This is a genomic window from Lysinibacillus composti (assembly GCF_016908465.1).
GTDB classification, from domain to species: Bacteria; Bacillota; Bacilli; order Bacillales_A; family Planococcaceae; genus Ureibacillus; species Ureibacillus composti_A.
The window spans coordinates 32,303-46,128 of sequence record NZ_JAFBDY010000020.1; the positions used below are offsets into that span (position 1 = coordinate 32,303).

The 13,826-nt window shown below is 35.3% G+C and carries 10 protein-coding genes and 1 riboswitch; of the genes, 9 read left to right on the forward strand and 1 reads right to left on the reverse strand.

Annotation, left to right across the window (positions count from 1 at the left end; translation table 11 throughout):
• Window positions 1-169: 169 nt before the first annotated feature.
• From JOD29_RS16165 to JOD29_RS16180, 4 genes are all read left to right on the forward strand, one after another.
• On the forward strand, window positions 170-793 hold the full coding sequence (locus JOD29_RS16165; protein ID WP_124766497.1) for a GntR family transcriptional regulator: 624 nt from the start codon (window positions 170-172) through the stop codon (window positions 791-793).
• 169 nt (window positions 794-962) lie between these two features.
• A complete protein-coding gene (locus tag JOD29_RS16170; RefSeq protein ID WP_124766498.1) occupies window positions 963-1,505 on the forward strand; it encodes a YusW family protein in 543 nt (180 codons plus the stop codon).
• Window positions 1,506-1,653: 148 nt separating this feature from the next.
• Entirely contained in the window at window positions 1,654-2,025 is a 372-nt protein-coding gene (locus JOD29_RS16175; RefSeq protein WP_124766499.1) for a DUF423 domain-containing protein, read from the forward strand.
• 276 nt (window positions 2,026-2,301) lie between these two features.
• Entirely contained in the window at window positions 2,302-3,465 is a 1,164-nt protein-coding gene (locus JOD29_RS16180; RefSeq protein WP_124766521.1) for an endonuclease Q family protein, read from the forward strand.
• A 276-nt stretch (window positions 3,466-3,741) separates the two neighbouring features.
• On the opposite strand, the gene JOD29_RS16185 is transcribed toward JOD29_RS16180, so the two are convergent.
• A complete protein-coding gene (locus JOD29_RS16185) occupies window positions 3,742-4,488 on the reverse strand; it encodes an alpha/beta hydrolase (protein WP_124766500.1) in 747 nt (248 codons plus the stop codon).
• 193 nt (window positions 4,489-4,681) lie between these two features.
• On the opposite strand from JOD29_RS16185, the gene JOD29_RS16190 reads away from it, so the two are divergent.
• The 5 genes from JOD29_RS16190 to metH all read left to right on the forward strand — a co-directional run bounded on the left by JOD29_RS16190 (window position 4,682) and on the right by metH (window position 13,680).
• A complete protein-coding gene (locus JOD29_RS16190; RefSeq protein ID WP_124766501.1) occupies window positions 4,682-5,566 on the forward strand; it encodes a LysR family transcriptional regulator in 885 nt (294 codons plus the stop codon).
• A 37-nt stretch (window positions 5,567-5,603) separates the two neighbouring features.
• The gene (locus JOD29_RS16195) at window positions 5,604-6,476 is read left to right on the forward strand and encodes a tetratricopeptide repeat protein (RefSeq protein ID WP_124766502.1); all 873 of its coding nucleotides are present in this window, start codon (window positions 5,604-5,606) and stop codon (window positions 6,474-6,476) included.
• Between the two features lie 246 nt (window positions 6,477-6,722).
• Window positions 6,723-8,120 (forward strand): protoporphyrinogen oxidase, encoded by a 1,398-nt coding sequence (hemG, locus tag JOD29_RS16200; RefSeq protein ID WP_124766503.1) that lies wholly within the window; start codon window positions 6,723-6,725, stop codon window positions 8,118-8,120.
• Window positions 8,121-8,198: 78 nt separating this feature from the next.
• Window positions 8,199-8,298: riboswitch (SAM riboswitch) on the forward strand.
• Window positions 8,299-8,408: 110 nt separating this feature from the next.
• Window positions 8,409-10,256 carry a bifunctional homocysteine S-methyltransferase/methylenetetrahydrofolate reductase gene (locus JOD29_RS16205; protein WP_124766504.1) on the forward strand — a complete coding sequence of 616 codons (1,848 nt, stop codon included), beginning with the start codon at window positions 8,409-8,411 and terminating at the stop codon, window positions 10,254-10,256.
• Window positions 10,249-13,680 carry a methionine synthase gene (gene metH, locus JOD29_RS16210; RefSeq protein ID WP_124766505.1) on the forward strand — a complete coding sequence of 1,144 codons (3,432 nt, stop codon included), beginning with the start codon at window positions 10,249-10,251 and terminating at the stop codon, window positions 13,678-13,680. The genes JOD29_RS16205 and metH overlap by 8 nt, the downstream gene beginning before the upstream one ends.
• Window positions 13,681-13,826 lie beyond the last annotated feature (146 nt).

Here is a 13,826-nt window from a genome sequence, read left to right on the forward strand (position 1 = left end):
TTTAGTGATTCAACGCGGTGAAGTATAGTGTTTAAAAAATTTGTGCAATTTCTACAAGATATTTGAATAATAAGAGAAAAGTAAATTTACTAACTTAAGTGTTAAAATTATTAAGGTTTAATGATAATGTTAAATGCGGTAAATGTTATACAACTGTTGAGGTGAACATATGACTTTAGAAGCGAAAAATGCACATAATTATGCATATGAATATATTCGTAATCGAATATTGGATGGTTCTTATAAGGGTGGTATAAAATTAGTTGAAGAACGTCTTGCTGAGGAAATAGGTGTTAGTCGTACGCCGATTCGAGAAGCTGTTAGAAGGTTAGAGCAAGAAGGTTTGATAAAGAATAAGCGTATATATAAACCGACCAAACAAGATTTACTATATTTGTATGAAATGCGTGTTTTATTAGAAAGCTATACTGCTAAAAAGGCAGCAAGAAATATGTCAAATGAAACATTAAATGAATTAAAGAAGACAATTGAAAAAGCTCGCCAAGCACAGGGTGAGAGTATATATATTGCAAATCAACGTTTCCATGATCTAATTACCAATGAGTGTCAAAACCCAGTAATAACGGAGACATTACTTAGAGTTCGTACTGTCTTTTATTTAGTTAGTTTATCAATTGATTTTTATAAACGGCCTCAAATAATAGATGAGCATGAAGCTATTTATATGGCCATTAAGGATCGAAATGAAGCACTAGCAAGTGAATTGATGGTAAAACATTTAGAAAGAGATACGGACTTTACAATAAGTGAATTAAGTAAGCTGGTATTATAGAAAGTTATACATATTGGAGTAGAACTCACAGAACATTTAAATTATAGATACCTTCATTTTGCTTTTATCTAATCTATATACAAATATTAATACTCCTTGTTTAAAATGAATTATTCCTCAACATTGAGAAAATAATAGTAATTAACAAGTTGTTGAAGGAGTGTAAAAGATGAAAAAGTACCTAAAGGGAATTTTTAGTGTATCCTTATTAATTGGTTTACTATATGGATGTAATCCAAATGAAGGTGATCAGGTAACCATTGATAATAAGGAAAATGAGCAAACTGATGGTACGGAGGATGATAAGGGTATTGATACTCAAACCGAAGGCCAAACTCTAAAAGATGAATCAAATGGAGCAACAGATCAAAATGCAGGGGCCAATGTTGATACACCCTCTAACTTCACTCACTTTGATTTAGATGTTGAGTATGCCAATGACAAATCATATGACGTTGAGTTTGCAAATAATGAAAAAGGAATGTCTGCAGAATACGATGATGAAATAAATGGAGAACATTTAACAGGCGATGATGCAATGAATAAAATCGAAAAGTATTTAGAATTACTAACATTTGATGCAAATTCTGACCCTGAAGAAATTAGAAGTCAAGTAATTTCAGCATTTGATTTAGATGAAAACTTTACTGAATTTGACCTTGAAGTCCGATTTACGAATGGAGAAGTAAAGGAATATAACTTTAAGGGCTAATAAAAAGCTGTAGAAAAGGATCATTGCTCCTTATTCTACAGCTTTTATGTTTCTTTAATGGAGCGGCAAAAAGTACAAGTATAAGTTGCAACTCCTTTTATTGAACTATATAGTAGGAAATGTAAATACATAGAAGGAGCGTTATATTATGAATGTCATATTGTTAATTGGGGCATTTTTAGCGTTTTCAGGTGTGGTATTAGGAGCTTTTGGTGCACATGCATTAAAAGAAAAATTCCCTGAACCCCGATATGAACAAATTTGGAATACAGCAGTTCAATATCAGATGTATCATGCAATAGGAATGTTAATTATTTCGATTTTGTCGATGGACCAACTATTAGGAGCGTCTAATTTATTAGCATGGGCAGGGTATTTAATGTTTACAGGGGTCATTTTTTTCTCTGGAAGCTTATATGTCCTCTCTATAACAGGAGTAAAAAAATTAGGTGCGATTACGCCAATTGGTGGATTATTATTCTTAATCGCTTGGGTATTAGTGTTTGTTGCAGCATTATAGTATAAGAAAAGCCTATCAAGAGATGAAACTTTTGATAGGCTTATTTATTTTTATTTGCATCTTGAATTTTAAGCGTTGGACAAACTGTTCTAATTTTATTGTAAGTTTTGTGTCTTGGGATAGCATCTATCGGCGTATTAAATTCATCCATAGGCCGACACCTTCAATAGTTAAACTATTATTAATTTAAAGGTGAATATCTACGATTTTTTTTTGAAGTTTCAGCTCATCCTAAACAGGTAATGTAAATAATAAAGGAAGTGAACATCATTGTTGTTGCAGCATTATTTTGTTGATTTACATATTCACATTGGAAGAACAGAAAGTGGAAAACCAGTAAAGATTACAGGTAGTCGAAATCTTACGCTGAAAAACATTTTAGAAACGGCTAGTAGTAAAAAAGGTTTGGACATTATAGGCATTATTGATTGCCACTCACCGGAAGTGATTGTTGAAATTGAGCAGTTAATTAATGATGAACAAATAAGAGAACTACCGGATGGAGGGTTACGTTACCAAAATACGACGCTTATTCCTGGTTCGGAAATTGAAATTTACGATGAGAATTGTCATGGACCTATTCATGTGCTTGCTTACTTTCCGACGATTTCATTAATGAAGCAATTTTCAAGTTGGATGAGTTCTCATTTGAAAAATATACAATTAAGTTCACAAAGAATTTATTGTGAAGGTGTTGTGTTACAAAATAAAGTATACGAACTAGGTGGACTCTTTATTCCGGCCCATGTGTTTACTCCGTTTAAAAGTTTGTATGGTAAGGGAGTGAAAAGAAGTTTAACTGAAGTATTTAACCCTGATTTAATTGATGGGATTGAGCTTGGCCTAAGTTCTGATACGAATATGGTAAAAAGGATTGGGGAACTGGAACAATATACTTTTGTGACAAATTCAGATGCCCATTCGTTAGGAAAGTTAGCAAGAGAGTATCAAAAAATGGTTCTTGCTGATGCAAACTTTAAAGAGCTTCAATTAGCATTACACGAAAAAGAAGGAAGAGGAATTGAAACTAATTTTGGGTTAAATCCGCTTTTAGGTAAGTACCACCAAACTGCTTGTCCCGACTGTGGTGAACAAGTAGTTGGGCAATTGACCGAATGCCCAAATTGTGGGGGAAAGCATCTTGTAAAAGGTGTGTCTTTACGTATTGAAGAGCTTTCGAATTTAAATGAACCAACAAGAAAACGACCACCGTATATTCACCAGGTACCCTTAGACTTTATCCCGGGAGTTGGACCTAAAACGATTGAGCGATTATTAAATGCATTTGGTACTGAAATGAACATACTACATGCAACTTCAGTTGAACAATTGGAACAAGTAGTACCAGAGAAGATTGCCCATACACTTGATTTGGCAAGGAGAGGGGAACTAGCGATTAAAGTAGGTGGTGGTGGAGTTTACGGGAAATTTACTACGTAATTCTCCTTTATTCGTTGGCATAAAAAAACAAGCTACAAATTAAGACGGGGATCTTAACCGTAGCTTGTTTAAAAGGGATGTAATGTCACAAGGACATATTTTATAGCAAATTGGGGAATATGCAGCTACTGGCTATTGCCTTTGCTACAAAATTTGCTAGGGGATACACTAATAATATGACCAACTTAAAGTTGTTTCATACTTCATTTATTAAATTTATCTGCATTCATTTATAGAGCTCTGTTATGAATGCACAATTACGCCAAGGTGTATTGTTTATTCTTTCCACTGAAGTCCTTCAAAGAAACGATATACTTCTTCGAAAACAAGTTCCTTTTCTTGGTCAAGAGTTAAAATATGACCAGAGTTAATGAAACTTTTTACAGACTTAATACGTGAATTTACAGCGTTATATATTAAATCGGCACTTTTACAGTAATAATCATCATCACGTAATCCACGTAAAATGTGAACTGGTGTTTCAAGTTGATTTAATTTTGCACTAGTATCATTAATCATACCTTGCAAATATTGAAGTGCTGGCATGCGCACACTATCTGCAATTGTTGATGGACTGTCATTTTGCTCATCAAAAGTACCAGATAATTTTTTGTATTTAATTGTATAATCTACGATACGGTCCTGTAGACTATCAACACTTTTTGCTAAAGCGGGTGCAGACATTGCAACGATTGCTTTAATTGGACGCTCTTCTCCAAGTTTTAAAGAGAAAATTCCTCCAAGAGAAACTCCAGCAACAGCAATTTCATCATAGCCAAGTTTACGAAGCTCATCATAACCCTCTAAAACGCTATTCCACCATTCAATTGGATTAGTTGAAATTAAAGTTTTCGGATCGCCGCCATGACCCTTATATAATGGAGCGTGTACTGTATAATTACGCTCTGATAAATATCGACCTAAACGCTTTACATCGTTTGTATTTCCAGTAAACCCATGGAGCAATAATACAGCACGGTTACCCTTTTCGATTGTAAATGGTTTTGGAGGAATGATTTTCATTGTTAATGAACCCCTTTTTATTTTAGTGACAAAATTAAGAATGTTTTTTGAAAACCGTTGTAATTTTATTTAAATTTTGATATGAAGTCTTAAGGTTTAAGCTTATTATAGTGATAAAGATAAATAAGTACAATTTATTATTTCTATCATTTCCATTCCAAAAGGTTATCAATTGAAAAAGAGAGGTAAGTAAATGGAAATTCAACAACTTGAGTATTTTAAAATTGTTGCAGAGATGCAACATATGACACAAGCAGCAGAAACACTGAATATTTCACAACCGGCTTTAAGTAAGTCAGTTTCAAATATAGAACAAGAAATTGGAGTTCCTCTTTTTGACCGACAAGGCCGCTCAATTAGTTTAAATCGTTATGGTAAGCTTTTTTTAGAAAGTGTAAATATTATTTTAAATGAATATGAGAAAGCAAAAGAAGAAATAGTAGGGCTTGTCATGCCAGGTTTTGGTGATGTAGCATTTGGCTTTATTCATACACTTGGAATGGAAGTGGTACCCGAATTGATGGCTCATGTTCCAAACAAATACCCTAATATGAAATTTTCTTTAACTCAAGCCACATCTTACAATTTATCGAAAGGGTTAGAAGAAGGAACAATTGATTTATGTTTAGCACAAAAACTTCAGTCAAAAGTTGTGGATATCCAATGGATTGAACTCTGGAGTGAAGAGTTGTTTGTCATTGTGCCTAAAACACATCGCTTTGCAAATCGTGAATCGATTCGTCTAGAGGAAATAAAAGATGAACCGTTTATTTCTATTAAAAGAGGAAATGCATTGCGTAAAATTGTCGATGAATTATTAAAACAATCAGGCGTGACGACAAATACTACTTTCGCTGGAGAAGAAATGCATACAGTTGCTGGCTTCGTTGGAGCTGGACTTGGTGTTTCCCTTATTCCAAATATTAAAGGGATTAATGAATATAATGTTTGTAAAATACGAGTGAGTGAACCAATATGTGAACGTAAAATAGGTGTCTCTTGGGTAGGGGGACGATACATTTCTCCAGCGGCAAATCAGTTTAAAAATTACTTGGTAGAATACTTTAAAAAACAATAGTCGGAGTTAAAATAAATTAAAAAAGGTGTAGATGTGATTGGTAAAAGATCATGAAAAATTTGAACAATTACTGCGAGAGCATTCACATGTATTTAATGAAGAGGAAATTCTTAAAGGGGTAAGATTTTATCAGCTTGCACTTCAAGAACAACAAGAAGCAATCATCCATATTGCTAGTATTTACAGAAAAGTAGAGCATTATGAACAATCTGTTTACTGGTTGAAAAAGGGTGTGGATTTAGGCAATTGTACGGCGCAATATGAACTTGCCAATTGCTTAATAGAAGGACTTGGAGTTGAGGAAGACGAGGCAAAAGCATTTCAACTTTATAAATCCGCAGCTGAACAGGGTCATGCGGATGCAGCGAATAATTTAGCTGACATGTATTTAAATGGTGAAAGTGTCGATGTAAACGAAGAAGAAGCATTAAAATGGTTCACAATCGCTGCTGACAAACATGTAGTGGAAGCGATGTTTACCTTGGGAATAATGTATGAACAAGGAATTGGTACTGAAATAGATGAAGAAAAAGCCTATGAATATTATAAACAGTCTGCTGAAGGTGACTATGGTGATGCGTTATTTAGACTAGGTACGATTTACTTAGAAGGGTTTTTAGGTCAGCAGAAAGACATTAGAAAAGCAATCAACTATTTTGAAAAAGCGGCAAAAGGACATCATGTAGATTCCATTTATAATTTAGGTTTTTTATATGAGAGTGGACTTGGAGTTCCTCGAAACGGAAAAAAAGCACTACATTATTATAAACAAGCAGCACTTCTAGGTGACTATCAGGCTAAATTAAATATTGCATATATTTATGAAAATGGAATTGATATAGAAAAGAATAAAAAAGAAGCTGCTAGATGGCGTAACGCAGCAATGCGACAAATGAACGGCTTAGATTAAGTTTTTAATACCATACCATTTTTATGAATATTGGATTAAAGGCAAACTCTACAGGGGTTTGTCTTTTTGTTTTGTTTAGGAAATTAAAATATTGTAACCTTCTTATGTAAACGTTTAAATTAAGTGAAAGTATTATTTGCGAATTTTGTAAAAGACCGTACAGTTCATATAGAATGAAAAGGATTATACTAAGAATATAAATGATCCTCTATATTTAGTTAAATGGCATTGATAGGAGTTGTCCATATGAAAACAGTTGTCGTAGTTGGCGGAGGCATTACAGGTTTATGTACGATGCATTACTTAAAAAGACACATGAAAGAAGATGTGCCTTTACGTCTTGTATTAGTCGAAAAGAATGCTTATTTAGGTGGAAAAATTCATAGTACACATGAAAATGGATTCATTATGGAGACGGGGGCGGATTCAATAGTTGCACGTCACCCAGGTGTACTTAACCTTGTAAAGGAACTGGATTTTGAATCAGAATTGGTATATAACGAAACGGGTATTTCTTACATTCATACAAATAACGAATTACATGCAATTCCTGCAGGTTCAACTTTTGGAATTCCAATGAGTTTAGCCTCATTAAACGCAAGTACATTAATTTCGGATGAAGCAAAAAGACGAGTACTACAAGATTCTGAAATACCAAATACAAAATTTACAAAAGAAAGCTCAATTGGTGAGTTTTTGGAATACTTTTTAGGTAAAGAAATTGTTGAAAAGCAAATTACCCCTGTTCTTTCTGGAGTTTATTCAGGTAACCTTTATGATTTATCTCTTGCTTCAACGCTCCCTTATTTAGTTGATTATAAAGATAAATATGGAAGCATTATGAAAGGATTTGAAGCAAATCGCGAGCAATTTGAAAAAACAGCCAATAAAAAATTTATTTCATTCCGAAAAGGATTATCCTCTTTAATTGACCGACTTGAAGAGCTATTGCCTGAAGTTGAGTTTTATAAAAATACAGAAACAACAAACGTAACGAAAAATGGAGAATATTACGATGTGACTTTTGACAATGGCAAAAAAATACAAGCAGATGTCGTTGTTCTAGCTGTACCAAACAATGTTGTACGCAAGCTGTTAAAAGATCAAAATCTTGAAAAGCAATTAGAGAAGTTTACAAATGCTTCAGCTATTACTATGTATTTAGGGTTTAATGTACCAGATGAAGTACTTCCAGCTGACGGTACTGGTTTTATCGTATCTAAAAATAGTGATTTAGTATGTAATGCCTCTACGTGGACAAGCCGTAAATGGAAGCATACTTCGGCAAACGGTAATCTACTCGTACGATTATTTTATAAAAGTATTAATCCAAAGTATGAAGAGCTAGCTGAAATGAGTAATGATGAGTTAAAGAGCGTTGCAATTCAAGATGTTAAATTAAGCTTAAACATTGATGAACAGCCAGAAATATTCAATGTAACGAAATGGATTAATGCTATGCCAAAGTATGACCTCGCGCATAAAGAAGCTTTACAGGTGGTATTAAATCAAATGAATAATAAGTATCCTGGCTTAATACTTGCTGGATGCTCTTATTTTGGGGTTGGAATCGGTGCTTGCATTGAAAATGGAAAAAATACGGCAAATCAAATAATAAACCTTGTAAATAATGAAAATCTATGAAGTAAAATCTTTTAATAGTGTTGACTAAAGCCCCTTTTCAAGATATGATTCAACATAATAAAAAAAATATTTTAAAAATTCTTATCAAGAGAAGTTGAGGGACTGGCCCGATGAAGCTTCAGCAACCAACTAGTATGTAAGGTGCTAAATCCAGTAGGCGTAGGCCTAAAGATGAGAAGGGAATCTGTATGCAAATGCTAAGCCTTCTATCAAAAGAAGGCTTTTTATATTAGTGAAATAGACTGAAAATAGAGTAAATTAGAAGAGCCAATAGAGAGGAAGAATTAAATGGGGCTACTAGAATCATTAAAGACAAAAGTATTAACAGCCGATGGAGCCATGGGGACACTGTTATATTCATATGGTCTTGATTATTGTCATGAAGAAATGAATGTTAGTAAACCAGAAATCATTAAAAAAATTCATAAAGAGTATATTGATGCTGGAGCAGATATCATTCAGACAAATACATATGGGGCGAATGCCATCAAGCTTGCCCGCTACGGACATGAATCACGTGTCGCCCAGTTTAATAAAGCAGCAATTCAATTAGCTAAAGAGGCAGTATCACAAGGTGGACAATTTATTCTTGGCTCTATTGGTGGTATACGAGGTGTACGAAAAACTGATCTTACACTTGATGAGATATTAATTGCTATTAGGGAGCAAGTAGAACTTTTAATTGAAGGAGAATTAGATGGATTACTTCTTGAAACGTACTATGACTTCGAAGAGCTAACTGAAACAATTAAAATGATACGAACATTAACGGATATGCCGATTGTTGCCCAAGTCTCTATGCATGAGCCTGGTGTATTGCAAAATGGATTGTCTCTAAATGCAGCATTACAAGAATTAGAGAGATTAGGTGCAGATGTTGTAGGGGTGAACTGTAGACTAGGTCCTTACCATACAATTCAAGCGTTTGAAGGAGTGGAACTTCCAGAAAACTCATTTATGTCTGCATATCCAAATGCATCCCTATTAGATATTGAAGAGGGTCGCGTTATTTATGAATCTGAGGTTGATTATTTTGCACGTGCAGCTGTTGAGTTGCGAGATCAAGGTGTGCGTTTAATTGGTGGCTGTTGTGGCACGACTCCTAAACATATTAAGGAAGTAAAAAATCGCCTTTCAAAATTACAGCCAGTTGAGAAAAAAGAGGCAAAACTACAAGAAGCAATTCAAATTCGTGAACCCGAGCCTAGAAATTTAGAACCACTTCATGAAAAGGTAAAACGCGAACGTTCAATCATCGTTGAACTTGATACTCCACGTCATTTAGAAATTGCTGCATTTGTCGAAGGAGCAAAAACTCTTTACGACGAGGGTGCCGATATAATTATGATGGCGGATAACTCATTAGCATCTCCACGCATTAGTAATATTGCAATGGGTTCGATTTTAAAATTGCAATATGGTATCCGGACAATGCCACATATTACATGCCGTGATCGAAATTTAATTGGCTTGCAATCACATTTAATGGGGCTTAATGCTTTAGAGCTACATGATATTTTAGCTGTAACAGGAGACCCAACAAAAGTGGGGGATTTCCCTGGTGCGACTAGCGTATATGATGTTTCATCGATGGAATTAATTTCATTAATAAAACAATTAAATGAGGGAATTTCATTCTCAGGAAAAACATTGCGTAAAAAGGCAAACTTCTCTGTTGCAGGTGCTTTTAACCCGAATGTTCGAGTGCTAGACAGAGCGGTAAGTCGTCTTGAAAAGAAAATCGAACATGGGGCAGATTACTTTATCTCCCAACCGGTTTATTCAAAGGAAAAAATTAAAGAGATTGCAGAAGCTACAAAACACTTATCAGCACCAATTTATATTGGAATTATGCCGTTAACAAGCTTTAGAAGCGCTGAGTTTTTACACCATGAAGTTCCAGGTATCAAGCTTTCTGATGAAGTGTTAGAAAGAATGAAGGCTTGTGAAGGTGATAAAGCACGTGAAGCTGAAGAAGGAGTGGCCATTGCTAAAGAGCTACTTGATACAGCAGCTCAACACTTTAACGGTATTTACTTAATTACACCGTTTTTACGTTACGATATGACAGTTCAATTAATGCAATATATCAAGTTACTTGATGAGCAGAATAAAGGAGTAAATGTAAATGTATAACCATTCGATAGAACAACAATTGCAAAAGAGAATACTAGTTATCGATGGTGCAATGGGGACAATGCTTCAAAGAGAAGATTTAAGTGCTCGCGACTTCGGTGGAGAAGAACTGGAAGGCTGTAATGAAAATTTAGTTTTAACTCGTCCTGATGTAATTTCTAAAATACACCGTCAATATTTAGAGGCAGGTGCAGATATTATTTGTACGAATACATTTGGTGGAACGCCACTTGTATTAAACGAATATGGTTTAGGATCAAAAGCAGAAGAAATTAATAAAACAGCAGTTGAGTTAGCCATTGCTGCTGCGAAAGATTATTCTACGAGTGATTGGCCACGCTTTGTTGCAGGGGCTATTGGACCAACAACGAAAACACTATCTGTAACTGGTGGTATTACATTCGATGAACTATCAGAAAACTTCTATGTCCAAGCAAAAGCACTTATTGAAGGGGGAGCAGACCTTCTATTATTAGAAACAAGCCAAGATATGTTGAACGTAAAGGCAGCATCACTTGGGGTGAACCGTGCCTTTAATGAAACAGGCAAAAAACTACCTGTAATGATTTCTGCTACCATTGAACCGATGGGGACAACACTTGCTGGACAAACAATTGAAGCTTTCTATATTTCAATTGAACATATTCAACCGATTTCAATCGGGTTAAACTGTGCAACCGGCCCAGAGTTTATGACGGATCATATTCGTTCTTTATCTGAGCTTTCAACAAGTTTTATTAGTTGTTATCCAAATGCTGGATTACCAGATGAAGAAGGGCACTATCATGAATCGCCAGAATCATTATCAAAAAAATTAAAAGGTTTTGCCGAAAAGGGTTGGTTAAATATTGTTGGTGGTTGTTGTGGAACAACTCCAGACCACATCCAAGCAATCCGTGAAGCTGTGAAAGACCATGCACCAAGACCACGTCCACAGGCTACACATGGTCATGTCGTTTCCGGTATTGATCCATTAGTTTATGATGATTCAATGCGCCCACTATTTATTGGGGAACGAACTAATGTAATTGGTTCGCGTAAATTTAAACAGTTAATTATCGATGGAAAGTTTGAGGAAGCGGCAGAAATAGCAAGAGCACAAGTGAAAAATGGTGCACATGTTATAGATATTTGTTTAGCAAATCCAGACCGTGATGAACTAGAAGATATGCGGAACTTTATGCAAGAGGTTGTTAAAAAAGTAAAGGTTCCTCTTGTTATTGATTCAACGGATGAACGTGTAATAGAAGAAGCATTAAAATATTCACAAGGGAAAGCTGTCATCAACTCTATTAATCTAGAAGATGGAGAAGAACGTTTTGAGGCAGTTATGCCGATTGTGAAAAAATATGGGGCTTCTGTTGTAGTTGGAACAATCGATGAACAAGGAATGGGCGTAACACGAGAAAAGAAATTAGAAGTTGCAGAGCGTTCTTATAAACTGCTGACAGAAAAATGGGGATTAGCACCAGAAGATATTATTTTCGATCCACTTGTTTTCCCAGTTGGAACAGGGGATGAACAATATATCGGTGCGGCTGAGGAAACAATTGAAGGAATTCGATTAATTAAACAAAAGTTCCCAAAAACATTAACTGTTCTTGGTGTTAGTAATGTTTCATTTGGACTACCTCCAGTAGGGCGTGAAGTCTTAAATGCTGTATATTTATATCATTGTACTCAGGCTGGTTTAGACTATGCCATTGTAAATACTGAGAAGTTAGAACGTTATGCTTCAATTCCTGAAGAAGAAATCCAATTAGCTAATGATTTGATTTTTAATACCAACGATGAAACACTTGCGAAGTTTACTGATTTTTATCGTGATATGAAAAAAGAAAAGAAAGTGGCTAATATCCCTGACACGGTAGAAGAACGTCTAGCTTACTACATTGTGGAAGGAACTAAAGAAGGGTTGATTCCTGATTTAGAGGAAGCACGAAAAATCTTTGATACTCCTTTAGATATTATTAATGGTCCATTGATGGATGGTATGTCAGAAGTAGGTCGACTATTTAATGACAATCAATTAATTGTTGCTGAAGTATTGCAAAGTGCAGGAGTAATGAAAGCAGCTGTTGCTCATCTTGAACAGTACATGGAAGTATCAGATGATAGTGCTGGTAAGGGGAAAATTGTACTTGCAACCGTTAAAGGTGACGTACATGATATCGGGAAAAACTTAGTTGACATTATTTTAAGTAATAATGGATTTAAAGTTGTTGACCTAGGGATCAAAGTAACACCTGCTCAATTAATCGAAGCAATTCGAAAAGAAAAGCCGGATTTTGTAGGGTTATCTGGTCTACTGGTTAAATCAGCTCAACAAATGGTGCTAACAGCTCAAGATTTTAAAGCTGCGGATATCGATGTACCAATTTTAGTTGGTGGTGCGGCATTATCAAAGCGTTTTACAGAAACAAAAATTGCAGCAGAGTATGATGGACCAGTCATTTATTCCAAAGATGCAATGCAAGGATTAGAGCAAGCGAACCGACTAATGGATCCGAATGAGCGTGAACTATTAATTCAAGAATTAAATGAGTCACGCGAAAAACGCTTGTTAGCAGATGAAAAACGAGCAGCACGTCCGAAAAAAGATGTAGCTGAAAGAGCTGTAAGAACTGTTGAAGATGCATCTGTTTACGTACCAAAGGATTTGAGAAGTCATGTTCACAAACAATATTCAGTATCCCACTTACATCCTTATGTAAATATGAGAACTTTAATTGGACATCATTTAGGGTTAAAAGGAAGTGTGGAAAAACTTCTGTCAGAAGGCGATCAACGTGCAACAGAACTGCATGAATTAGTTACTGGTTTCCTAGAGTCGAATATTTTGAATCCTGCTGGAATGTACAGATTCTTCCCAGCACAAGCTGACGGGGATGACGTAATCATTTATGATCCAGAAGATTCAAAAACGGAGATTGAAAGATTCCACTTCCCACGACAACAAGAAGCGCCGTTTTTATGTTTAGCAGATTTCTTAAAATCTGTTGATAGCGGTGAAATGGATTATGTAGCATTAATGGTTGTGACGGCTGGTCATGGTGTGAAGACAAAAGCGGAACAATATAAAAATGATGGGAAGTTTTTAGAAAGCCATGCATTACAGGCAACTGCACTTGAATTAGCGGAAGGTTTTGCAGAACGAATTCACCAAGAAATTCGTGACGCATGGGGCTTCCCAGATGCAACTGATTTCACAATGCGTGATCGTTTTGCAGCGAAATACCAAGGGCAACGATTCTCATTTGGCTATCCTGCCTGTCCAAATTTAGAAGACCAAGAAAAGCTATTTAAATTATTAAAGCCAGAACAAATTGGTGTTGAACTAACAGATGGGTTTATGATGCAACCTGAGGCAAGTGTATCAGCTATCGTATTTGCCCATCCTCAAGCAAGATACTTTAATGTTTAAAAGTATACTCATTCCATAAGATTGACGATATCTCTGTAGATTTAAGAAGAAATTCTTATTCTACGGAGATTTTTTTATTATGGGTTAACCCTAAACGATAGAACATGACTAATGGCACTTCTCACCAATTTTTACTTAGTTCTAAT

Excerpts from the sequence above, each read along its gene's own strand:
- JOD29_RS16205 (WP_124766504.1), top strand. The coding sequence starts at position 8,409 with ATGGGGCTACTAGAATCATTAAAGACAAAAGTATTAACAGCCGATGGA.
- hemG (WP_124766503.1), top strand. The coding sequence starts at position 6,723 with ATGAAAACAGTTGTCGTAGTTGGCGGAGGCATTACAGGTTTATGTACG.
- JOD29_RS16165 (WP_124766497.1), top strand. The coding sequence starts at position 170 with ATGACTTTAGAAGCGAAAAATGCACATAATTATGCATATGAATATATT.
- JOD29_RS16185 (WP_124766500.1), bottom strand. The coding sequence starts at position 4,488 with ATGAAAATCATTCCTCCAAAACCATTTACAATCGAAAAGGGTAACCGT.
- JOD29_RS16170 (WP_124766498.1), top strand. The coding sequence starts at position 963 with ATGAAAAAGTACCTAAAGGGAATTTTTAGTGTATCCTTATTAATTGGT.
- JOD29_RS16175 (WP_124766499.1), top strand. The coding sequence starts at position 1,654 with ATGAATGTCATATTGTTAATTGGGGCATTTTTAGCGTTTTCAGGTGTG.
- metH (WP_124766505.1), top strand. The coding sequence starts at position 10,249 with ATGTATAACCATTCGATAGAACAACAATTGCAAAAGAGAATACTAGTT.
- JOD29_RS16190 (WP_124766501.1), top strand. The coding sequence starts at position 4,682 with ATGGAAATTCAACAACTTGAGTATTTTAAAATTGTTGCAGAGATGCAA.